Consider the following 23227-nt stretch of genomic DNA (forward strand, 5'->3'; position numbering starts at 1 on the left):
TTTTGACCAGTTGGTCACTTGTGGGGAACATTATGTCTTCTGAAACAACCCCGGGGGCATTTCGGTTTGTCCGTGCCTATTTGCCAGAACGCCGGGCTTTTATTGGCTTGCTGGCGCTGACACTGCTGGCTACTGTGCTGGAATTGAGTGTGCCGATAGTGGCACGGGATCTGATTGACCAGCTAACCGTTGGTAGTCATGACCTGGTGGTCACATCGTTCCTTGCGCTTCTGGTCATTCTGGCGGCGCTGGCAGAGTATCTGGCTTCGGTACAGGCCAGCCGCATGGGGTTGGATACGGTTAAAGGGCTGCGTTTTCGTTTGATTGGTCACCTGGTCAGAGCGCAAACCATCAATCTGCACCAACATCATAGCAGCGAGCTGGCCGCCAGGGTGATGGCCGATAGCGAAGAGCTGAATCAGGTATTCAGTACTGATTTGGCAGCACTGGTTGGCGGTGTTTTGTCATTTGTGGCGGTGCTTGGCGTGCTGCTGTGGTTGGACTGGCGGCTGACGTTAGTGATCCTGGGCTGTTTATTGGGTGGAGCCATACTGATCACACCCATCGCCTTGTCCATGAGCGGCCTGAACAAGCAGATTCTGCAATCCTATGCCGACCTGACTCGTCAGTGCAGCGAATGGTTCAGGCATCATGAGTTGGTAAAAGTGTATGGGGCTGACCATCAGGTGGATGTCCAGGCTCGTCAATCATTACAACAATACCGCAATCTGGCTTTGCGTGAGGCCAGGGGACTTTCGCTGATAGGCCCCATCAGCAATCTGGCGTTGATGGCCAGCCTGATTATCCTGATTGCCACATCCACTTACTGGATTGCCGATGGCAGTATGACCATGGGCACCTTTACGGCGTTTTTGCTGTATTTGTTTGGTCTGGCTTTTCCACTGATTAGCATGGGCATGTTCTTCGCCAATTATCAAAAGGCCTGCGGCGCGGCTGCGCGCTTGCAAACATTGCTGGACTTACCCTTTGAGTCTCCCCTTAAAACGGCAGCAGAAGACAACATCAGCGCCTTGCAGGTACAAGGCGCGGATTTAAGCCTGAACGGGCAGCGGATTTTACGGCAACTGCAGTTGCCCAGAATGCATAAAGGCCTGGTGATTATCAGTGGCCCCAGCGGCAGCGGCAAGACCAGCCTGTTCAGGGTGCTACTCGGATTGTATGCGCTGGATAAGGGCGAAGTCAGGGTCAATGATGTCCCTTTGCAGGCCGAACAACTGGCGAGCTTGCGCGCTCGTATGGCCTGGGTGGAACAAGAGCCTGCGCTGTTTCAGGCGACGGTCAGGGACAACCTCTGTCTGGGTCAGCCGGGCATTGCCAGTGAATTAGTCTATCAGGCCCTGTTTGAAGCTGGCCTTGAACCCTGGCTGACCCGCATCGGGGGCAATCTGGAACTGCCGTTAACAGAACAAAACCATCAACTGTCCGGCGGCGAAAAGCAGCGTTTTGCCCTGGCCAGAGCGCTGGTCAGGCCCTTTGATGTGCTGCTGTTAGACGAACCCACCTCGGCGCTGGATAAAGCCAATGCCCAGCAACTGATGAACAAGCTGCGGGAGATTGCCAAACACAAGCTGGTGCTGATGATTAGCCATGACAAGTCCCTGTTTTATCTGGCCGACCAGGTGCTACAGATGGAAAACGGTCAGTTGGCCGAGAGCGCTGCTGTGGGCAGGACTGCGGCAGTTTGAGCAAGTCACTGATATTGCCTGGGCTGGCTATACGATGAAACCTGTATGCAATGTGCTGCTGACTTATACCTCAGGCTGGCTTTTGATACTTTCGGTGCCATTCAGCTTCGGGTAGGATCGCGCCAGGCTCGGAGTTGGTTGGTAAGCTTAAATGCGGTTAAGTACAGTGTTGGCCCTGTGGCTGGTTTGTGTGTCGGTATGGGCCGATGAGCCGGTTAAGTTGTCTGAGTCCGGGTTATGTCACCAACCCGGCAGCCGATTTTACAGCCGCACCCTGCATTTTAGCGCATTTGCCACCCTGGAAGCCTGTCTGGCCAATGGTGGCAGGTTGCCAGAGTCTGCCAGCCAGGCCGCCACGCCTCCCTCTGCTGATAACTATGATCGCAACGACTGGCCGCATTGGATCGACAGTGACGGCGACTGTCAAAACACCCGTGCCGAGGTGCTGATTGCTCAATCACGCCTGCAAGTCAGCTTCGACGACGGTGAAACCTGCCGGGTGTTGCAGGGTACCTGGCTTGATCCCTTCTCGGGGCAAATCCTGTCATCGGCCAGCGAATTGGATGTTGATCATATCGTACCGCTGAAATGGGCCAGCGCCCACGGCGGCGGTGCCTGGCACAGAGAGCGTAAACGTGAGTTTGCCAACGATATGGACAACCTGCTGGTAGTGAGTAATAGCCTTAACCGGGCAAAAGGCGCGGAGGGGCCGGATCAATGGTTGCCGCCTAATCAAGCCTACCAATGTGAGTACATTCGCCGGTTTGACGAGATGGTACAAAAGTATCTGCTGGTGTATCAAAGCGGTGAACAAGCCTTTATTCAGGCACAACTTGCCAGTTGTGCCAGGAATACGTCCGCTAGAGCTGTTGCCCCGTAAAGTTGGATTTTTTATCTGTTGAGTTCCGCTTTCGTCATACCAGGCGGGCAAAATGCTGCTAACTTAGTCGCTCCATCAGCAAAGGAGATAATCATGCAAGCTGAGCACTTTTCCACCTTCAAGCAGTTGCATCATGCCGATTCGCCGTTGGTATTGGTTAATATTTGGGATGCGGGCGGTGCCGTTTTGCTGCAAGCAGCCGGTGCCAAAGCACTTGCCACCGGCAGTGCGATATAGAGCGTGTTGACCTTTTGAGTATAGATTTTGTTCAAATCCAGCCCGTTTTGGTCACGACGCCGGGCTGCAGGCCTAGTGGGCCTAAGTCAAAGCCCGGCAACACCGAGCAAGAGGGGCTGGGTTGAACCCTTCGGGCAGCGCTTGTGGGCCCTTTCTACGGCGTTATTACTCTCTCATGTAGACTAACTACACCACGTTCGCGCTGCCTTGTATAAAAGGGCCCACAAACTGCTGCAAAATCATACTCAAAAGGTCAACACGCTCTAACCAGGTCGCTGGGCTATGCAGACGGTAATCAGCTACCGAATAACGAGCTGCTTGACGCAGTTGGGCGTATTTTGAGGGTAAGCCAGGTGCCACTGTCGATAGATATTGAAGAGGGTTACAGCGAGTCAGCAGAACAGGTTGCCGAGCTGGTTGCCGGTTTGCAAGCTTTGGGCGTAGCCGGTATCAACCTCGAAGACGGCACCAAAGCCCCCGCTTTGTTGGCTGAGAAAATACAAGCCATTCGTCTCAAAGTCGGCCAGAGCATCTATATTAACGCGCGTACCGATGTGTATTTACGGGGGCTGGCTGAAGGGCAAGCTGCGCTGGAGATGGCCACCAAACGGCTGCGTCTATATCGTGAAGCCGGAGCCGATGGCGGTTTTATTCCAGGCTTGCAGGATGCACAAACGGCCCGATATTTGGCAGACAGTCTGTCCATGCCCCTTAACCTTATAGTCGCCTCTTCTGAGCCCATCAAGGAATTGTCCAAGGTGGGGATCCGGCGTTTTAGTATGGGCCCTGTGCCTTTTGTGAAGGCTTATCAGCAACTGGTGAATCTGCAGGATGCAGACTATCCGGCGCTGAATTTCGCTGCCATTAACGCGCTGTTTTAAGCTTTCTATGCTTTGCCGCAAGCCAGCGCGGACATTCAGAGCAAGCAATGCGATAATTCCATGCTAATCAATGCACAGGCGGCCTGCGCCGCCTAAATCAGCGGGCGTTATCGGTGCAAAGTAAACAACGGGTGATTATTGTCGGGGCAGGCCCCGCCGGGCTGATGGCTGCTGAGTGTCTCAGCCAGGCCGGTTTGCAAGTGCAGGTGTTTGATGCCAAACCCAGTGCCTGTCGCAAGTTTTTGCTGGCCGGTACCAGCGGTATGAATATTACCCATTCCGAACCCTACGGCGATTTTATTCAGCGCTATTATGACAAGGCCGACTGGCTGGATAGCGCTCTGCGCAACTTCGATGCCAATGCACTGCGTGACTGGTGCCGGGGCCTTGGCGTGGAGACCTTTGTCGGCAGCTCGGGCCGGGTATTTACCGAACAAATGAAAGCGGCGCCCCTGGTACGCAACTGGTTAAAGCGCTTGCGTGGGGCAGGAGTGGAGTTTTATATGCGCCATCGCCTGACTGCACTGGACGGCACCCGGCTTGGCTTTGTCCATGAAGGTCAGCAGATTGAGGTGAATGCCGATGCGGTTTTATTGGCGCTGGGTGGCGCCAGTTGGCCTAAGTTAGGTTCAGATGGTAGTTGGCAAACTATACTGGCCGACAACAACATCCAGCTGTCACTGCTGCGGGCCGCCAATTGCGGCATGTTGTGCCATTGGAGTGAATACCTTAAGGAGCATCACGCTGGCAGTCCGCTGAAAAACGTGCTGTTTAGCTTTCAGGCGGGTGGCCAGCGGGTGGAGAAGCGCGGTGAATGTGTTATCAGTCAAACCGGCATGGAAGGCAGCCTGATCTACACCTTTTCCAAATACCTGCGTGACGCAATAGAAAGTACCGGTCAGGCTCAACTGCATATCGACTTGCTGCCCGACCAGAGTCTGACTCAGCTTAGCCACAAGCTTGCCAATAAACGCAGTAAAGAGTCCTTCGCCAGATATCTGAAGCGCTGCACCGGATTAACCGGTGTCAAATCCGCGCTGTTATACGAATGCCAATCCAACCCACAGCAGCTAGCCCCAGCGCAACTGGCGGCCTGTATCAAAGCCCTGCCGGTAGGTTTTTTTGCCACCAAACCGGTTGAGGAAGCGATTTCCAGCGCTGGTGGGGTTTGCCAGCAAAGCCTCAGTGCCGACCTGATGTTGCATCAGCTGCCTGGGGTATTTTGTGCCGGGGAAATGCTGGATTGGGAGGCGCCCACCGGCGGGTATTTGCTGACGGCCTGTTTTGCTACCGGTCGACTGGCGGCTGCCGGGATCTGCGATTATCTGCACCAACCTCGGTCTTAGCTGTAAGCCCAGATGCGGCCAAACAAGTTAAACGGATTTGCTTGAGACCAACACCTTGCAGGTGCGATTAGCTGCCTGTTTATTCACCTTTGGCTCTGCTGTTATTTCTGTTAACGAAATAATAACAGGGAGCCAACTATGTCAATGCATACCAAGGGGGCCGGGCCGGGCCTGACCCGCCGCCAATTCCTGAAAACCAGTGCTTACGGCGGCGCAATGTTGCTGACCCTTAATTTGCCGGGCAAAGCGCAGGCTAACCAAAGCCCAGGTGCGGCCAGCCAATGGTGCGTGTATGTCAGCATTCGCCCTGATAATTCAGTGCTGATGGCATCGCCGGTGATGGATATGGGCCAGCATATGAAAACCGCTGGTCCCATGCTGTTGGCCGAAGAAATGGACCTGGACTGGTCGTTAATCGAATTTGCCGACAGTTGCCCGGCTTACTTTAAACTGAATGCCGACGGGCAAGCAGAATATGCCTATTCGGATATGAGTACCGGCGGCAGTCATGCGCTGCGGCGCAACTGGGATTATATGCGCCAGGCCGGTGCTACTGTCAGGCGTATGCTGGTGGAAGAAGCTGCGGCGCGCTGGCAGGTCAGCGCTGATGACCTGCGCACCGCCAACAGTTATGTATATCACCCGGATGGCCAGCGACAGTTCAGTTATGGTGAACTGGCTGAACAGGCCGCTGCCCGCCAGGTCAAGCCGCAAGCGGTGCAACTCAAACATAACGATGCCTTTGGTATTATCGGCACGGCCAGAACCACAGTGGATATTCGCCAGATTGTTACCGGCAAGCCCTTGTTTGGGATGGATGCCGAATACCCAGGCATGCTGCATGCGGTGATTGCCCGCAGTCCGTTTATTGACGGTCAGTTGCTGAGTCAGGAAGCGAAGGCGGCAAAGCAGGTTGCGGGCGTGCGGCAACTGGTAAATGTGCCGCGTCGAACCGAAGCCAGCTATAACGGTACCACCAAGCAATTGATGGCACCGGGCGTGGCGGTGATTGCTGACAGCTTATGGGCGGCAATGCAAGGCAAACAAGCATTACGGGCCAGATGGCAGGCTGGTGCCGAGGGTAAATCACAAGATTCTGAGGCGCAACTGGCCGAGTTTCACCGGCTGGTCAGTGATGCCGACTATGCCGGACAATCCGGGATCAGTCATAAGGTCAGACTGGCGGAAGGGGATGCCAAAACCGCTCTTGAAGGTGCTGCCACGGTATTGGATGCCACCTATGAAGTACCGCTATTTGCACATTTATGTATGGAGCCATTTAACTGTATTGCTGATGTGCGCAGCGACAGCGCCACTATTGTGGTGGGGCATCAGTTTCCCGATAAGGTGGTAAATGATGTGGCCAAAGCCACCGGTCTGCCTCCTCTCAATATTGAGGTGATTAGCCACCGTATGGGCGGCGGTTTCGGGCGGCGCTGGGAGGTGGATTATGTGCTCGAAGCGGTGTATCTGTCACAGCAGGTGGGTAAGCCCGTTAAAGTCACCTGGCAGCGCGAAGATGAACTTGAGCAGGACTGCTTCGCCCCGGCCATGGTAATGCGGGTGCGTGCCGGTATGGACAAAAGCAATAAAGTTATCGCCTGGCACCATCGCCAGGCCCAAACCCGCGGCGGGGCCAGAGACCGCTGTTTCCCTTTCAAGCTGGTGCCCAATTATCTGTCTGAGCACCTTGATTATCTTTCGCAAATTGCCACCGGTGCCTGGCGCTCGCCCGGGCATCTGCAATGGGCCTTTGCCGCCGAGTCGATGCTGGACGAGCTTGCCCATCAGGCTAAGCAGGACCCGCTGGCATTTCGGCTAAAGCTGATGCAACCGCATAAGGCCTACCCACACGAAGGCTTTGGTGGAGAGCTTATTGATTCGGGGCGCATGGCCAAGTGCTATGAAAAGGCGGCAGAGATGGCCGACTGGCAACGCCCGCGGCAAAAAGGAATCGGCCTGGGTATCGCGGGGCACTTCACTTTTGGCAGTTATGCGGCTTTTGTACTGGAAGTGGCCCTCAGCGCTGAAAACCGTCTGCATATCCGTCAGGCCTGGGGCGCCATTGACTGCGGTCTGGCGGTTAATCCCAACCATATTGAAAATCAGATGCAGGGCGGATTTATCGACGGTTTAAATGCCGCACTGTTTAATAAGGCGGATGTGCAGGGCGGTGAGGTGGTGACAAAAAATTTCCACCAAATCCACTTTATGCGCTTATCTGAGGCCCCGCCAGATGTGCAGGTCAGCATTATTCAAAGCCAGGCCATGCCAACCGGGGTTGGCGAACCACCCATTGGTCCGGCCGCCGCCGCGCTGGCCAATGCCATTTTTGCCGCTTCGGGCCAGCGGATCCGCCGTTTGCCCATCGCTGATGCCATTCGTATTTAAGGACCAGATAATGACGATACAATTTACCCTTAATCAGCAGACCGTTGAGGTTGCCGAACGTGACAAGGACATGCCGCTACTCTGGTATCTTCGTGAACAGCAGGGCCTGAAAGGCACCAAGTTTGGCTGCGGCATCGGCCAGTGCGGAGCCTGTACCGTGCATTATAACGGCATGGCCATGCGCTCCTGCTCTATCACCCTGGGACAGGCTCAGGGCGCAGATATCCTCACCATTGAAGGCCTGGCACCCTCTGAAGATAAGTTACACCCGGTGCAGGAAGCCTGGATGGAGATAGATGTGCCTCAATGCGGCTATTGTCAGGCCGGACAGATTATGGCCGCCGCCGCTATGTTTAAGCAGCATCCCAATCCCAGCGAAGCGCAAATAGAACAGGCCATGACCAATATCTGCCGCTGCGGCACTTACGTACGGATTCGCAAAGCCATCGCCCTGACAGCGGATAAATTGGCTAAAGAGGTGAGTTAGCGACTACACCACCTGGCCGGCCACCCAGCCACTGCTCCAGGCCCACTGGAAGTTATAGCCGCCCAGCCAGCCGGTGACGTCCATCACTTCGCCAATAAAATACAGGCCGGGCACGTTGTTGGCCTGCATGGTTTTGGATGACAACTGATGGGTGTCGACGCCGCCGAGGGTCACTTCGGCGGTGCGATAGCCTTCGGTGCCATTGGGTTTCAGCGCCCAGTCGGTAAAAGCGCTGGCCACTTGTTCAAGCTGTTTACCCTGGTATTGTTTCAGGGGCTTATTGGTCAGGGCAAAATACTCAAGGGCAATTTGTACAAAGCGTTTGGGGTAAAGCTTACTCAGCGCGGTACTCAACTGTGCATCCGGATGACTGCTCTGTTCGGCCTGCAGCCAGTCAAGCAGGTTATGTTGTGGTGACAGATTAAAATGGACCGTCTGACCAGGCTGCCAGAAGCTGGATATTTGCAGCACCGCCGGGCCGGATAGGCCGCGATGGGTAAACAAAATATTTTCCCTGAAACTGGTATCGTCCACCGCTGCGCTGGCATCCAGGGCAACACCGCTAAGCTCTGCCAGCACCTGTTTGTCCTGCTCATGCAAAGTAAAGGGCACCAGACCGGCGCGGGTCGGCAGCACTGTTAAGCCGAATTGTTCCGCCACTTTATAACCGAAGGGACTGGCGCCCAACTTGGGAATAGACAGGCCGCCGGTGGCTATCACCAGCGATTCACAACCGAACAGGCCCTGACTGGTTTGCAATGTGAAGCCGTCAGCGGTTTTTTCTATGTGCTGAATCTCGACCGGATGGCGCAGTTGTACCTTGGCTTTATCACATTCACGCAGCAGCAGATTCAGAATGTCTTTGGCCGAATCGTCGCAGAACAGCTGGCCCAGGGTTTTCTCGTGGTAGGTAATACCATAGTCGGCGACTAACGCGATAAAGTCCCACTGGGTATAACGGCTCAGGGCGGACTTACAAAAATGCGGATTGGCAGACAGATAATTTTCTGCACTGGCGTACATATTGGTGAAGTTACAGCGTCCACCACCTGACATCAGGATTTTACCACCGATGCGTTTGGCGTGGTCCAGCACCAGCACCGAGCGGCCACGTTGACCTGCTTGTGCGGCACAAAACAGCCCGGCGGCACCGGCACCAATTACGATAACATCCAGCTTCAGCAAGCGAATCCTCCCGCTAATTCAGCCCGGCCACAGGGCAGACAAAGATCGCGCGAGTATAGCGAATCTGCCTATCGCATGCGCGTGAAATATTTTTACTTTTAGCACCTATTTTTCTGGCAGATTTTGTAACTGTCGCTAATCTCTTTCTTGCATACCATCACTTACGGGAAACAAACTATGCAAAAGAGAATCGTTGCTACAGCAGTATTGGCACTGGGCATTGCCATGCCAGGTTGGGCGGACTTAAACGCCGACTTGCAGAACATCTGTACCATTGTCAAAAACAACGACAAATCCGAACTGCGTAAAAAAATGAAAAAAGTCAGGGACGATTACAATCTTAAGCTGGGGGATTACTACGACGGTATCAGTTGTGAAAATCAGAGCCTGATCCGCTATGCCATGATGAACAATGCCGATGATGCTGGCGAGTATATGGTCAAATCCATGTCCAGGGGAGATTTAAGCAAGCCGGAAAAAGACGGCCAGACCATTGAACAATGGGCTGAAGCCAATGGCCATTTAAAAACCGCCACAGGGGTTGCCCTGGTGGACAGGCTGAACGCCAACTAATAAATAGGCAAAAGTTCCACAGAAGGCGCCTGACGGCGCCTCTTTTGTTTGTTACAGCTGGTCCAGCATGGTCTGGGCGTCACTGACTTCAAACATGCCGGCTACTTCCAAGTTGAGCTTTTCCACCACTGCGTCATTAATCAGCATGGAATAGCGCATTGAACGCACCCCACCAAAAACGCCGGTGTCTTTGTCCATGCCCAGAGCGATGGTAAAGCTGGCATCGCCGTCACCCAGCATTAACAACTCTTCGGCGTTCTGGCTGTTACCCCAGGCTTCCATCACAAAGGCGTCATTGACAGACACGCAGATAATGCTGTCCACACCTTTGGCTTTAAGGTTATCGGCCAGGGTGATATAGCCCGGCAGGTGAGAGTTGGAGCAGGTTGGCGTAAAGGCACCCGGGACGGCAAACAGTACAACTTTCTTGCCCTTAAATAGTTCATGGGTACTGAGCTGCTTGGTTTCGCCGTTCTTACGCAGGCTGAGTACTGCCTGGGGCAAGGATTGGCCCACTTGAATCATAATTGGTCCTTGGTTGATTATTACACTCACAGTATTTATCAACTTACCGCTAAGATCATCTAATAAGATATCTGCTAGCTATACGGCATTCTTATAACTCTTCTACTTCTCGTAATTAGGCAGCTTGCGCTGATGGTTGGCATCTTCAAACAGCGGCGAACTGATCATTAAATCTGCGGTGGCTTCATTACAAGCCACCGGCAAATTCCAGACGCTGCATAGCCTGAGCAGGGCTTTAACATCCGGGTCGTGGGGCGCCGGGTTAAGCGGGTCCCAAAAGAAAAACAGCGCATCCAGGGTGCCTTCGGCAATTAATGCACCGATTTGCTGGTCACCGCCTAATGGACCACTTTTAAACCTGTGTACCGGCAGTCCCAGCGCATCAGACAACAGCCCCCCGGTGGTGCCGGTGGCGACCAGGTTATGCCTGGCCAGAATATCGCGGTGCTTTTGTGCCCATTCGATAAGGTCAGGCTTTTTATGATCATGGGCGACCAGCGCCAGGGTTTTCTGCATAGCTTGTTCCTGCCAAAAGTGGATTATTATCAGGCCGTTTTCTGATTATTAAGCCATTGAAACTGAGACAGTTCCAGTGCCTGTTCCAGTGAATCCAGCAACACATCGGCCATGGTGAATTTCTGCGGGTCTTTGTGGCCTGCTTCAGGGACCGCCACGGTATACAACCCCGCAGCTTTAGCGGCCTGCGCGCCGCGGGCCGAATCTTCAAAGGCCATGCATTGCGAAGCATTCAGGGCCAGCTTGTTTAGGGTAGTCAGATACACGGCCGGGTTGGGCTTGCCTGCCACTTCGTGCTCTGCGGAATGATACAGGCTGATATAGTCGCGTAGTTGCAATTTATCCAATACCGCCTCTATCAGGCGGCTCACTGAACCTGACGCCACCGCCAGGGTTAATCCCAGCGCCTTACAACGTGCCAATAAAGTATAAACACCGGGCAGTGCCTGGCCTTTACGCTCTACTAACTCGATTACCCTGTCTTCCAGGCGCCGCGCCACATCACTGACATCCTGCCTGTCCAGCTTGAATTCGTTATACCAATATTGCACGACTTCTTCGGTACTCAGGCCGGTAGTCTGAAAACACATGGACTCGGTCAGGCGTATTCCCACCGTGGCAAACACTTCCTGCTCGGCCTGACGCCACAAAGGCTCAGAATCGATTAGCAGGCCGTCCATATCAAAAATCACTGCTTGTAACTGCAAAACGTCTCTCCGTTATTTCAAACAGACTTGGCCAATCAGATGGCGCAATAAATTAATGGTCGGATTCACATAATCCAGGGCAATAAATTCATCCGGTTGATGGGCCTGGTCAATGCTGCCTGGCCCCAGTACCAGGGTGTCGCAGCCCAATGAACTGATAAAGGGCGCTTCGGTGCAGTAGTTGGCGCTGCTGGCTTTAAAGCCGGTAAATTGTTCGGCCAGGTCAAGCAGCGAGGTTTCGTGACGGCTGGCAAAAGACGGCACCGTGTCGTACATCAATGCCCGGCTGATTCTGCCCGGATAAGCGGTCATAATCGGTGCCAGGGCCTGATCAATGCGGCTGATAGCTTCGGCATCGCTCAGGCCGGGCACCGCGCGCAAATCAAAATTCAGGCGGCAGTGGCCACAAATCCGGTTTTCGCCGTCACCACCATGAATATGCCCCAGATTCATGGTGGTTTTGGCCACGCTGAAGGCCGGATCCACATACTGCGCGGCCAGTTGGTCACGCAGTTTCATCAGTTCACCCACGGCCTGATACATGATCTCTATGGCATTAACCCCTTTATCCGGATCGCTGGAATGACCTGCCTTGCCCGTGATGTCCAGGGTATGGGCCATATGGCCCTTGTGCTTGCAGATAGGTTTAAGGCCGGTGGGTTCACCGATAATGGCCATATCCGGTTTGATCAGTTGCTGCTGGGCGAAAAAACGTGCTCCGGCCATGGAGGTTTCTTCATCGGCGGTAGCCAGAATGTACAACGGCTTGGTTAATTTATTTAGCGGAATCTCGCGCAGGGCCTCCAGAATAAAGGCAAAAAAGCCTTTCATATCACAGGTGCCCAGGCCATAGAGTTTGTTGTCTTTTTCGGTCAGTTTAAAGGGATCAAACTGCCAGCGGCCTTCATCATAAGGCACAGTATCTGAGTGCCCGGCCAGCAGTAAGCCGCCTTCGCCACTGCCGATTCTGGCCAGCAGATTGAATTTATGCCTGGCGTCCGGTACTGGTTGAATACTTATGTGGAAGCCGAAATCCTCCAGCCAGGCCCCCAGCATCTGCAACAAAGGCAAATTGCTTTGGTCGATTTTTTCATCGAATGCACTGATGGTCGGATGTGCGATGATTTGTTTGTAAGCGTCCAGAAATGGCGGCATTTTCATAATAAATTCACAAAATAAATATGCACAATTGTTGAATAAATATGTGTTTGGTGGCAAAGTATCTCACAATTCATACTTTAGTGCATCCAGAACCCTAAATGCAGCAGAATTTGCAGCCTTCTTTCTTAATTCTCGCCCGGCGACGACATTAGCCTTTGTCCCGCTTTCGCGGGCTTGTCATTTGGTTTTGCTACACTTGTTGTCTTTAACACACTGAAAATTCTGATCATGATTAAAACTTGTATTGTTGGAGCCAGTGGTTACACCGGAGCCGAGCTGGCCGCCTTAGTGGCGAAACATCCGGGATTTGAACTTGCTGCATTGTTTGTTTCCCAGGGCAGTCAGGATGCGGGTAAAAATCTGAGTGCGCTCTACGGGCGTTTTAGCGGCTTGCTGGACATGCCGCTGCAGCCCTTGTCTGAAGACAAGCTGAGCGAGCTGGCGCAGAATTATGATCTGGTGTTTCTGGCCACACCCCATGAAGCCAGTCACGAATGGGCGGCCACCCTGAGTGCAGGAAAAGCGGTGGTTATGGACTTGTCCGGTGCATTTCGCCTGAAAGACAAAGATATCTTTGCCCGTTTTTACGGTTTTGCCCATGAACAACCGCAATTGTTGCAGGAAGCGGTATATGGTCTGGCGGACTGGCATGCAGACAAGATTGCCAAGGCCAGGCTGGTGGCCGTTCCGGGTTGTTATCCCACCGCGTCACTGACAGCGTTAAAGCCTTTGCAGGTAGCCGGGCTGCTGGATGAACAACAATGGCCGGTGATTAATGCGGTATCCGGCGTCAGTGGCGCAGGGCGCAAGGCCGCCTTAAACAGCAGTTTTTGTGAGGTCAGCCTGCAAGCCTATGGTGTGCTTGGGCACCGCCATCAACCTGAAATTTCCGCCGAACTGGGGCGTCAGGTGATCTTTACCCCGCACCTGGGTAATTTTAAGCGTGGCATTCTGGCCACCGTCACGGTCAAAGTAAAAGCCGGTGTTACTGCCAGCCAGGTTGACGAAGCCTATCAATCTGCCTATCAGGGCAATCCTATGGTGCGGATACGCAGTGCCTGGCCAAAAATCGATGAAGTGGCCGGCACCTGTTATTGCGATCTGCACTGGAAACTGGATGAAGCGTCTGGCCATTTAGTGGTGACCAGTGCCATCGACAACTTGCTCAAAGGTGCCGCAGCGCAGGCGCTGCAATGCGCCAATATCCGTTTTGGCTTTGCACCCGAAGCCGGTCTGGCGGAGAAGGCCCTATGAAGCCATTAATTGTTAAAGTCGGCGGTGCCTTTATTGGGGATGCCAAGGCCGCCAAGGCGTTACTGGATGTGCTGGCGCAGTTACAAAAAAGTCGTCCGGTACTGCTGGTGCATGGCGGCGGGCCGATTGTTGAAGAGTGGATGCAGGCACTGAATCTGAAAACCGTCAAAATTGACGGTTTGCGGGTCACTACTCCTGAACAGATGCCTTATATCGTCGGGGCACTGGCGGGCACCGCCAATAAGCAACTGGTGGCCCAGGCCATTGCCTGTGGACTGAATCCGGTGGGCCTGGCTCTGACCGACGGTGCCATGGTCAATTGCCAACCCATGGATGCCAAATATGGTGCGGTGGGGTCGGTGACGCCGGGCAATGCCACGTTACTGAAGTTATTGCTGAGTCAGGACTTCCTGCCGGTAATCAGCTCCATTGGCGCCGATCAGAGCGGGCAACTGTTAAACGTTAACGCCGACCAGGCCGCCACTGTGATGGCGCAATTGCTACATGCTGAATTGCTGCTGTTGTCTGATGTGGCCGGGGTGCTGGATGCCGATAAACAACTGCTGAGTGAACTTAGCGCCGCACAAATCCGCGAGCTGATTGACGCTGGCGTTATCCGCGACGGTATGACGGTCAAAGTGGAAGCGGCACTGGCCGCCGCCAAGGACATTGGTCTGCCGGTAACCATCGCCAGTTGGAAACAACCTGAATCTTTGTTGCGGCTGGCCGACAATCAGTCGGCCGGCACGCGTATTTATCCTGACTGAACACCCAATCCGGGGAAACTGGGGACGTACCTATGAAAAAGGATCTGCTGACTTTTGCTGATTGGAGCAAAGCAGAACTACTGAGCCTGCTGAAGCTGGCTCAACAGACTAAGCAAAATCCAGCCGACTATCGCAAGGCACTGGATGGCAAAGCGGTTGCGGCGCTGTTTGAAAAACCTTCGTTGCGAACCCGGGTCAGTTTTGACATAGGTATTAATAAACTGGGTGGCCATATGGTGTACCTGGACAGTCAGGCCGGTAAATTGGCCGGGCGTGAGGATGCCCGCGATATGGGGGCCAATCTGGCCTGCTGGGCCGACGCGATTGTGGCCCGGGTATACAGCCATAACACCCTGGTGCAAATGGCTGAAACGGCCAAGGTGCCGGTCATTAATGCGCTGTGTGACTTGTATCACCCCTGCCAGGCGCTGGCAGATTTTCTGACCGTGCAAGAGGTGCTGGGGGATGTCAGTCAGTGTCGCCTGGCCTATATTGGTGATGGCAATAATGTCAGTAATTCATTGTTGCTGATGGGGGCCATACTGGGGGCGGATATCCGCGTGATTACGCCAAAGGGCCACGAGGTGAAAGGGCAAATTCTCGACCAGGCGCATAGTCTGGCGCAGCAAAGCGGCGCTAAGATTGTTGCCAGCACTGATTTGGATGCCGCCAGAGGTTGTCAGTTCCTGTATACCGACACCTGGTTGTCCATGGGCGACACCACGCCGCTGGCTGAGATTAAAGATAAGTTCCAGCCGTTCCAGTTAAATCGGCAACTGATGGACAAGTGTGGGGCGGATTACGCCATGCATTGCCAGCCTGCCCATCGGGAGTTGGAAATTACCAGTGAACTTATTGATGGCGAGTGTTCACTTTTGCTTCAGCAAGCAGAAAACAGAATGCACGCCCAGAATGCGATTTTAATCAGCCTGCTGACTGCACATTAATTTGCTGCAGTGAATGCGTATATTCGATATCTGAAAAGATATTGAATAGGGCAGGAAAATCATCATCGCACTTTTTATTTTCCGTCCCAGAATAAGGGCATCAATCCGGGTCTGGGCGGTGGCTAAAATTAAAGGAAAAACAGAATGTCAAAGTCTCAAGTGAACAAAGTGGTATTGGCCTATTCTGGCGGTCTGGACACCTCCGCCATCATTCCTTGGCTGAAAGAAAACTATGACTGTGAGGTCGTGGCCTTTGCTGCCGATGTAGGGCAGGGGGATGAAGAGCTGGAAGGCCTTGAGCAAAAGGCCCTGCGCAGTGGTGCCAGCGAATGCCATATTGTTGATTTGAAAGAAGGCTTTGTTGCCGACTACATCTACCCCACTGTGATGACCGGTGCGGTTTACGAAGGTCAGTACCTGCTGGGCACGTCTATGGCCCGCCCCATCATCGCCAAGGCTCAGGTGGAAGTGGCGCTGAAGGTCGGTGCCGATGCGCTGTGCCATGGTTGTACCGGCAAGGGTAATGATCAGGTGCGCTTTGAAGGCGCGTTCGCCGCACTGGCGCCGCAATTGAAAGTGATTGCACCCTGGCGCGAATGGGATATGCATTCCCGTGAAGATCTGCTTGCCTATCTGGCTGAGCGCAATGTGCCAACCAGCGCATCCGCAACCAAAATTTACAGCCGCGATGCCAATGCCTGGCATATCAGCCACGAAGGTGGTGAGCTGGAAAATCCCTGGTGTGAACCAACCAAGCAGGTCTGGACCATGACAGTGGATCCGGAAGATGCACCTAATCAGGCCGAGCGTGTGCAACTTAGCTTTGAACAGGGCCGTCTGGTTGCTGTCAACAATGACAAGCTCAGCCCTTATCAGGCACTTATCAAGCTAAACCAGTTGGGTGCTGCCCATGGTGTAGGGCGTCTGGATATCGTCGAAAACCGTCTGGTGGGCATGAAGTCCCGAGGCTGCTATGAAACGCCGGGAGGCACGATTCTGATGGCCGCCTATAAGGCTCTGGAGCATCTGGTGCTGGACAAGAGCGCGCTGAAATTCCGTGAACAGCTGGGCCTGGAATTTTCTCACCTGGTATATGACGGTCGCTGGTTTACACCGCTTAAGGATTCTATTCTGGCCGGCGCACAGGCTTTTGCCGCGCAGATTACCGGTGATGTGGTGGTGAAGCTCTACAAGGGGCAGGCCACTGTCGTGCAGCGTCGTTCACCTAACTCTTTATATTCCGAAGATTTTGCCACTTTTGGTGCGGATGATGTGTATGACCAGAGTCACGCCGAAGGCTTTATTCGTTTGTACAGCCTGGCCAGCCGGATTAAGGCGCTGAAAGACAAGGGCCAAGCCTGATGGCTTTGTGGGGCGGACGCTTCCAGGGCGGAAGCAGTGATATGTTCCGGCAGGTGAATGACTCCCTGCCCTTCGATCAACAGCTGGCCAGCCAGGATATTCGTGGCTCTATCGTCTGGTCGCGGGCTATCGCCAAAGCCGGGGTGTTAACCACGAGCGAGCAGCAGCAATTGGAGCAGGCTTTAAACGGCCTGCTGGCTAAAGCCGAGGCCGGTGAACTGGATTTTGCCGCCAGCAGCGAGGAAGACATTCACAGTTTTGTTGAAGCCGCGCTAACTGAAGAGCTGGGTGACATTGGCCGTAAATTGCATACCGGCCGCAGCCGTAATGATCAGGTTGCGACAGATTTTCGTTTATGGGTGCGTGAACACTGCCAACAGTTGCAGCAGGATCTGCTGCAACTGAAAGCCGCGCTGGTCAAATCGGCCGAACGCCATAAACAGGTGATTTTGCCCGGCTACACCCATTTACAGCGCGCGCAGCCGGTGCGCTATCCGCACTGGTGCCTGGCCTATGTGGAAATGTTTAAGCGTGATATCAGCCGCATGGCAGATTTGCTGGCGCGTATGAACCAATGCCCGTTGGGCAGTGGGGCGCTGGCGGGTACAGTGTATGCCATCGACCGCCAGGATATTGCCGAGCAACTGGGTTTTGACAGCCCCTGCCACAATAGCCTGGATGCGGTGTCTGATCGTGACTATGTGCTGGAACTGCTATTTTGCGCCAGTACCAGCATGATGCACCTGTCGCGAATGGCTGAGGATATGATCTTCTTCAATTCCGGCGAAGCCAGCTTTTTGCGCCTGGGTGACAATGTCACTTCTGGTTCTTCACTCATGCCACAAAAGAAAAACCCGGATGCGCTGGAGCTGATACGCGGCAAATGTGGTCGGGTATTTGGTAGTCTGCAGGCGTTGCTGGTCACCATGAAAGGCCTGCCACTGGCCTACAATAAGGATATGCAGGAAGATAAAGAGGGGGCATTTGACGCGGTAAATCAATGGCATATCTGTCTGATGATTGCCTGCGAAGTGGTAGACAGCGTTGAACTGAACACCGAGCGTTGTGCTCAGGCGGCCCGGGAAGGCTATGCTAATGCAACTGAACTGGCGGATTATCTGGTGGGCAAAGGGGTTCCGTTTCGTACTGCGCATGATATTTCTGGTCAGGTGGTGCTGGCCGCCCTGGCCCAGGGTAAAGCCATTGAAGAACTGAGCCTGGCAGAATTGCAGCAGCATTCGAAGCTTATTGGTGACGATGTATACCCCGTGCTGCAACTGGACTATCTGGTGGATAAGCGCAATATTCTTGGTGGAACCGGTAAAGGGCCTGTGTTTGCAGCCTTGGACAGGGAACTGGCCGAGCTTGCCAAGGCGCGCGATTAAGGGAGACTATCTGGTGGTGCTAGCTGAATCCGACAATGTAAAACTGTTCCGTCAATCGGCGCCTTACATCAATTCGCACCGGGGTAAAACCTTTGTGCTGATGTTTGGCGGCGAAGCGGTGGAAAACCCTAATTTTGCCAATATCATCAACGATATTGCCCTGCTGAACAGCCTGGGCGTGAGGTTGGTGCTGGTACACGGGGCCAGACCGCAGATTGATCAGCGCGAAGCCCTGCGCAATCGCCCGCTGCGCTTCCACAACGATGTGCGCATTACCGACAAGGAAACCATTGAGTCGGTCAAAGATGCGGCCGGCTCGGTGCGTTCCCAGGTGGAAGCCTTACTGACCATGGGGCTGGCCAATTCACCCATGCATGGTGCGCAGATCCGGGTATGTTCAGGCAATCTGGTGGTGGCCATGCCCATGGGCGTACGTGAAGGGGTGGACTACGAGCTGACCGGACTGGTTCGTCGCATTGATGTCAGCGGTATTAACGATCATCTTAACGACGGGTCGATTGTGTTGCTTGGACCCATGGGCTATTCACCCACGGGTGAGGTGTTCAATCTGTCCCATGAAGATGTTGCCACTCAGGCCGCCATTCATATGAAGGCAGAAAAGCTGATCGTGTTCACCGAAGAAGATGGCCTGCTGGATGAAAACGGCACCCTGATCCGCAACCTGGATCGTAACCGTTTGCAAAAACAGATGGACAGGCCACACGAAATCCGCACCACCAATATTCTGGCGGCCATTGCTGCCAGTTTGGATGCCGGAGTCAGTCGTTGTCATTGTGTCAGTTATCAGCGCGACGGGGCCCTGTTGCAGGAATTGTTCACCCGTGATGGCGTGGGCACCTTGGTATCCCATTATTACTATGAGCAATTGCGTCAGGCTACCATTGATGATGTGGGCGGTATTCTGAAGCTGATCAATCCGCTGGAAGAAAAAGGGGTGCTGGTCAAACGTTCCAGAGAGTTACTGGAAAGCGAAATAGACAGGTTCACTATTATTGAGCGCGACGGCATGATTATCGCTTGCGCCGCCCTTTATCCTTACGCCGATGAAGGGGTAGGTGAACTGGCTTGCGTGGTAACCCATCCGGACTATCGCGGCTCCAACCGCGGCGAACGTATGATGAACGCCATTATCGAAAAAGCCAAGGACTTGGGGCTGAGCCGGATTTTCGTGCTGACCACCGTCACCGGCCACTGGTTCCGGGAACAGGGCTTTTTGCCTTCCTCGGTGGATGAACTGCCAGAAGGTAAAAAACGCTTATATAATTACCAGCGAAACTCCAAGGTATTGATGCTGGGGATTTAATCTGCCCGTAAGTTGTCGGGCCACCGATTATTGTGGGGGCTGGACGATGACCAATACAGCTTCGCCTGTGAATGATGAGGCGTGGAAAAGTGGCGAGCTTGCCAGCGCGCCACAGGTTAAAACAATGCTGGAAGCCAGGGCCAAAACCGGGCAGACCATGCAGGGATTTAAGCTGGCCAGGGCTGACCTTGAAGGCCTGGATTTGGTTAACGCCGGGGCAAAAACCGGTTTTCGACTAATCCAGGCTGATCTTTATCGCGCCAATCTGCGCAATGCACACTGTTTTATGCTGGATTTGTCCGGCTCCTCGCTGATGAAAGCCGACTTACAGCATGCCAATCTGCACTATGCAGATTTACGCGATTGCAATTTATTAGGTGCCAGACTATCCCACGCCCGCATCGAACAGGTGAATTGGGGGATGGAAATTATTCAGGAGCGCCAGGCCCGTCAGGCTAAGAGCAAAGACATTGCGCGGGACTACTATCAGCAAGCCGAAGAAACCTATCGCAATCTGCGCAAGGTCTGCGAGGAACAGGGCCTGTTTGAAAATGCCGGGCGTTTCTTTCAGCGTGAAATGGTGGTGCGGCGGATGCTGATGCCGAGATACTCTGCCAAACGCCTGGTTTCCAAACTAGTGGACCTGTTTTGTGGTTATGGAGAACAGCCAATACGGGTTATGTTGTTCTCGCTGTTGGTGATTTTTACCTTCAGCCTGTTGTTTGTGATGCTAGGAATACATAATGGTGAGCATCTGATGGCATTCGCCTGGCAGCAGGACTGGCGCACCAACCTAAACGCCTATTTCACCAGCTTATATCTGAGTGTGGTGACGTTCACGACACTGGGCTATGGTGATGTCACGCCATTTGGCATCACCCGTACCCTGGCCGCCATTGAAGCCTTTATTGGCAGTTTTACGTTGGCTTTGTTTGTTGTGGTATTTGTTAAGAAGATGACCCGCTAGGCTAATTGCCATACCCAGAAGGTCAACAGATCCTAGAAGATATCTTCACTCTCCTGCACCGGCGTATCCTGTTCAAAGGGATCGATAAATTCCTCATCATCCACATATTGAGTGGGTTCGGTGCCCTTAATGAAATACTCGAATCTGGACGTATGATCGGTGCGCTGGGTGAGTTTTCCGCTGGTGCGGTCTATGCGCACAGTGACTATGCCCTCTGGTACCGGTGGGTAATTCTCTGGCACACCTTCCAACGCTTCGCGCATAAAACGGATCCAGGCGGGTTGCGCCACTCTGGCGCCGTCTTCGCCACCTACCATGGCATTGCCCATCCAGTTAAACTTCTGCGGATTCAAGTTGATAAGATACTGGTTGCGGCTGGTACGGCCCAGTGAGCGACTCATATCGTCAAAACCGACCCAGGCAGTAGCAACCAGATTGCCTCCCATACCACTGAACCAGGTGTCCTTGGAATCGTTTGTGGTACCGGTTTTTCCAGCCAGATCATCCCGCGACATCAAATTGTTGGCTCGCCAGCCCGTTCCCTGCCAGTAGGTCTTCTTAGACCAATTGCCCCCACCACTGATGGCGGTGCTCATCATTTCGCGGGTTAGAAAAGCGTTCTGGCGGGAAATTACCGCCGGGGCATAATTAGGTTGCGGAGGCGGTTCAAGCTGCTCTGTTTGCTCAGCAGCAGTGACAGACGCGTCCTGCACCGGTGCGCTTGGCAGAATAGCGGGTGGTGCAACGACAGGGGCAGCCTGCCAGAGTGTTTCCCCAAACTCATCGTCAATCCGCTCAATAACATGGGGGGTGACCAAAAAGCCACCATTGGCAAATACCGAGAAGCCGGTCACCACTTCCATTGGCGTCAGGGATGCACTGCCAAGGGACAATGACTCATCGCGGGGCAGGTCGTTGGGATTAAAACCAAATTTGGCCATATGCTGAATGACATTATCTATGCCTACGCCACGCAACAAACGTACCGATACAACGTTCTTAGATTTGCCCAGGGCGACCCGCATACGAATGGGGCCGTCATACACTTCTGGCGAGTTTTTCGGCCGCCACACAACGCCTGACTTTCTGTCCCATTGGTTAATGGGCGCATCATTCATAATGCTGGCCAGAGTAAAACCATTATCCAGGGCGGCCGAGTACACAAAGGGCTTAATATTAGAGCCCACCTGGCGCTTGGCCTGCGTAGCCCGGTTGAACTGGCTCTGGTAAAAACTATAGCCGCCAACAATAGCTCTGACCGCACCGGTGATTGGGTCCAATGCCACAAAAGCACCGCTGGCATCGGGGAATTGTGACAATTGCCAGATAGCCGTTTCCTGATTAAACCGTATCCATACCAATGCGCCCGGCTTAACAATGTCGGCAGCGGTTTTAGGTTCATCGCCCTGACTGGTGTCACTGACAAAAGGTCTGGCCCAGGCTAAGCCATCCCAACTGATGTCCAGGTATTGGCCCTGCTGGTTAAATACCCGGATCTGTTGTTCTTCTGTTGCCGTGACAATGGCCGGTTGCAGCGGCTTAAAGCTTGGCTGAGTGGCTAAAAATTCCAGCATCTGCGCCTCTGTCCAGGCAGGATTCTGGCCCTGTTCCTGATCTTGGGTATCATGTTGCCAAAGCTGTTGTTGCGGACCACGGTAGCCATGTCGTTCATCGTAATCGTGCAGGTTGCGAATGGTGGCCTGCTGAGCTAATCGCTGAAGGTTGGATGGTACAGTGGCATAAACCTGGTAGCCGCCGGTTTCTGCTTCTTCCTTACCGTAGCGTGCCACCATCTCGCTATAAATCATGTCGGCCAGGTACGGTGCATCCAACTCAATTTCAGCGCCATGCTTCTTGGCCTGGATATCTTCATTAGCAGCCTGCTCAAATTCTGCGCGGTTGATATAGCCTTCGTCCAACATCCGCGCCAATACCACGCGGCGACGCTCTCTTGAGCGGCTGGGGTTACTGATGGGGTTTAACACCGACGGTGCCTGGAACAGTCCGGCAATCGTGGCTAGTTGGGCCAGGCTTAAGTCGCGAATATCTTTACCGAAGTAAACCTGAGCGGCGGCGCCGACCCCAAAGGAGCGATGGCCCAGCTCAATTTTATTTAAATACAGCTCGAGGATCTCATCCTTGCTCAGCAGTTGTTCGATATGCCAGGAAATAAAGGCTTCTTTAATCTTGCGCATCCAGGCTTTGTCGCGGGTCAGGAAGAAGTTTCTGGCCAACTGCATGGTGATAGTACTGGCACCCTGGCCCTTTTCACCCGTCAGCACCAGATTGACAAAAGCACGCATTACGCCGATGGGGTCGACGCCGGGATGTTCATAAAAACGCGAATCTTCGGTAGCCAGAATGGCCTGCTTCAGACCTTCAGGTATGTCTTTTAATTCCAAAGGTATGCGACGTTTGACCCCGTACTGTGAGATCAACTGACCATCCTGTGAATATATTTTCATCGGCGTTTGTAGCCTGACATCCTTCAGAATGGCAACACTCGGTAGCTCGGGTTTGATGTAAAAGTATAGCGCTGTCAAAGAGATAGCTCCCAACACCGCCGAGCAACAGATAAATAAAATAAATGGTTTGAGGTACTTCACAAATTTATGCTTTCAGAGCA

20 protein-coding genes and 1 pseudogene are annotated in these 23227 nt (G+C 53.5%); 15 read left to right on the forward strand and 6 right to left on the reverse strand.

Features of this window, described 5'->3' with window-relative positions; all coding sequences use genetic code 11:
• The first annotated feature begins 32 nt into the window (after positions 1–32).
• From ABD028_RS22490 to ABD028_RS22520, 7 genes and pseudogenes are all read left to right on the forward strand, one after another.
• Positions 33–1706: an ABC transporter ATP-binding protein gene (locus ABD028_RS22490; protein WP_343847579.1), complete on the forward strand. Its 1674-nt coding sequence runs from the start codon at positions 33–35 to the stop codon at positions 1704–1706.
• 151 nt (positions 1707–1857) lie between these two features.
• Entirely contained in the window at positions 1858–2586 is a 729-nt protein-coding gene (locus tag ABD028_RS22495) for an HNH endonuclease family protein (protein ID WP_343847580.1), read from the forward strand.
• 93 nt (positions 2587–2679) lie between these two features.
• A complete protein-coding gene (locus tag ABD028_RS22500) occupies positions 2680–2823 on the forward strand; it encodes an isocitrate lyase/phosphoenolpyruvate mutase family protein (RefSeq protein WP_343847581.1) in 144 nt (47 codons plus the stop codon).
• Positions 2824–3092: 269 nt separating this feature from the next.
• A pseudogene (locus tag ABD028_RS22505) lies at positions 3093–3704 on the forward strand (isocitrate lyase/PEP mutase family protein); the annotation flags it as partial.
• A 113-nt stretch (positions 3705–3817) separates the two neighbouring features.
• Positions 3818–5050: a TIGR03862 family flavoprotein gene (locus tag ABD028_RS22510; protein WP_343847582.1), complete on the forward strand. Its 1233-nt coding sequence runs from the start codon at positions 3818–3820 to the stop codon at positions 5048–5050.
• A gap of 138 nt (positions 5051–5188) precedes the next feature.
• On the forward strand, positions 5189–7441 hold the full coding sequence (locus tag ABD028_RS22515) for a xanthine dehydrogenase family protein molybdopterin-binding subunit (RefSeq protein ID WP_343847583.1): 2253 nt from the start codon (positions 5189–5191) through the stop codon (positions 7439–7441).
• Positions 7442–7451: 10 nt separating this feature from the next.
• A complete protein-coding gene (locus tag ABD028_RS22520; protein WP_343847584.1) occupies positions 7452–7928 on the forward strand; it encodes a (2Fe-2S)-binding protein in 477 nt (158 codons plus the stop codon).
• A 3-nt stretch (positions 7929–7931) separates the two neighbouring features.
• Here the strand turns inward: ABD028_RS22520 and ABD028_RS22525 are convergent, their stop codons facing one another.
• Complete coding sequence (locus tag ABD028_RS22525; RefSeq protein ID WP_343847585.1) at positions 7932–9113, reverse strand: BaiN/RdsA family NAD(P)/FAD-dependent oxidoreductase; 1182 nt, start codon at positions 9111–9113, stop codon at positions 7932–7934.
• 177 nt (positions 9114–9290) lie between these two features.
• Between ABD028_RS22525 and ABD028_RS22530 the strand changes: the two genes are divergently transcribed.
• A complete protein-coding gene (locus ABD028_RS22530; RefSeq protein ID WP_343847586.1) occupies positions 9291–9686 on the forward strand; it encodes a DUF3718 domain-containing protein in 396 nt (131 codons plus the stop codon).
• A gap of 51 nt (positions 9687–9737) precedes the next feature.
• On the opposite strand, the gene ABD028_RS22535 is transcribed toward ABD028_RS22530, so the two are convergent.
• The 4 genes from ABD028_RS22535 to argE all read right to left on the reverse strand — a co-directional run bounded on the left by ABD028_RS22535 (position 9738) and on the right by argE (position 12595).
• Positions 9738–10211, reverse strand: a complete 474-nt coding sequence (locus tag ABD028_RS22535; protein ID WP_343847587.1) for a peroxiredoxin — start codon at positions 10209–10211, stop codon at positions 9738–9740.
• Between the two features lie 102 nt (positions 10212–10313).
• Positions 10314–10727: a methylglyoxal synthase gene (locus ABD028_RS22540; protein ID WP_343847588.1), complete on the reverse strand. Its 414-nt coding sequence runs from the start codon at positions 10725–10727 to the stop codon at positions 10314–10316.
• Between the two features lie 29 nt (positions 10728–10756).
• Positions 10757–11434, reverse strand: coding sequence for a hexitol phosphatase HxpB (hxpB, locus tag ABD028_RS22545; RefSeq protein ID WP_343847589.1), 678 nt, complete (start codon positions 11432–11434; stop codon positions 10757–10759).
• Positions 11435–11446: 12 nt separating this feature from the next.
• Positions 11447–12595 carry an acetylornithine deacetylase gene (gene argE / locus ABD028_RS22550; protein ID WP_102794841.1) on the reverse strand — a complete coding sequence of 383 codons (1149 nt, stop codon included), beginning with the start codon at positions 12593–12595 and terminating at the stop codon, positions 11447–11449.
• A 228-nt stretch (positions 12596–12823) separates the two neighbouring features.
• On the opposite strand from argE, the gene argC reads away from it, so the two are divergent.
• The 7 genes from argC (at position 12824) to ABD028_RS22585 (ending at position 20601) form a co-directional block, all read left to right on the forward strand.
• Entirely contained in the window at positions 12824–13849 is a 1026-nt protein-coding gene (gene argC / locus ABD028_RS22555) for an N-acetyl-gamma-glutamyl-phosphate reductase (protein WP_343847591.1), read from the forward strand.
• Positions 13846–14616, forward strand: coding sequence for an acetylglutamate kinase (gene argB, locus ABD028_RS22560; protein WP_343847593.1), 771 nt, complete (start codon positions 13846–13848; stop codon positions 14614–14616). The genes argC and argB overlap by 4 nt, the downstream gene beginning before the upstream one ends.
• A gap of 32 nt (positions 14617–14648) precedes the next feature.
• Entirely contained in the window at positions 14649–15563 is a 915-nt protein-coding gene (locus ABD028_RS22565) for an ornithine carbamoyltransferase (protein ID WP_343847594.1), read from the forward strand.
• Positions 15564–15707: 144 nt separating this feature from the next.
• Positions 15708–16925 (forward strand): argininosuccinate synthase, encoded by a 1218-nt coding sequence (locus ABD028_RS22570; RefSeq protein ID WP_343847595.1) that lies wholly within the window; start codon positions 15708–15710, stop codon positions 16923–16925.
• A complete protein-coding gene (gene argH / locus ABD028_RS22575) occupies positions 16925–18310 on the forward strand; it encodes an argininosuccinate lyase (RefSeq protein WP_343847596.1) in 1386 nt (461 codons plus the stop codon). Before ABD028_RS22570 ends, argH begins: the two co-directional genes overlap by 1 nt.
• A 13-nt stretch (positions 18311–18323) precedes the next feature.
• The gene (gene argA / locus ABD028_RS22580) at positions 18324–19634 is read left to right on the forward strand and encodes an amino-acid N-acetyltransferase (protein WP_102794839.1); all 1311 of its coding nucleotides are present in this window, start codon (positions 18324–18326) and stop codon (positions 19632–19634) included.
• A gap of 46 nt (positions 19635–19680) precedes the next feature.
• A complete protein-coding gene (locus ABD028_RS22585; protein WP_343847597.1) occupies positions 19681–20601 on the forward strand; it encodes a pentapeptide repeat-containing protein in 921 nt (306 codons plus the stop codon).
• 32 nt (positions 20602–20633) lie between these two features.
• Here the strand turns inward: ABD028_RS22585 and ABD028_RS22590 are convergent, their stop codons facing one another.
• A complete protein-coding gene (locus tag ABD028_RS22590; protein ID WP_343847598.1) occupies positions 20634–23207 on the reverse strand; it encodes a penicillin-binding protein 1A in 2574 nt (857 codons plus the stop codon).
• Between the last annotated feature and the right edge of the window lie 20 nt (positions 23208–23227).

The organism is Bowmanella denitrificans (assembly GCF_039522935.1).
GTDB lineage: Bacteria > Pseudomonadota > Gammaproteobacteria > Enterobacterales > Alteromonadaceae > Bowmanella > Bowmanella denitrificans.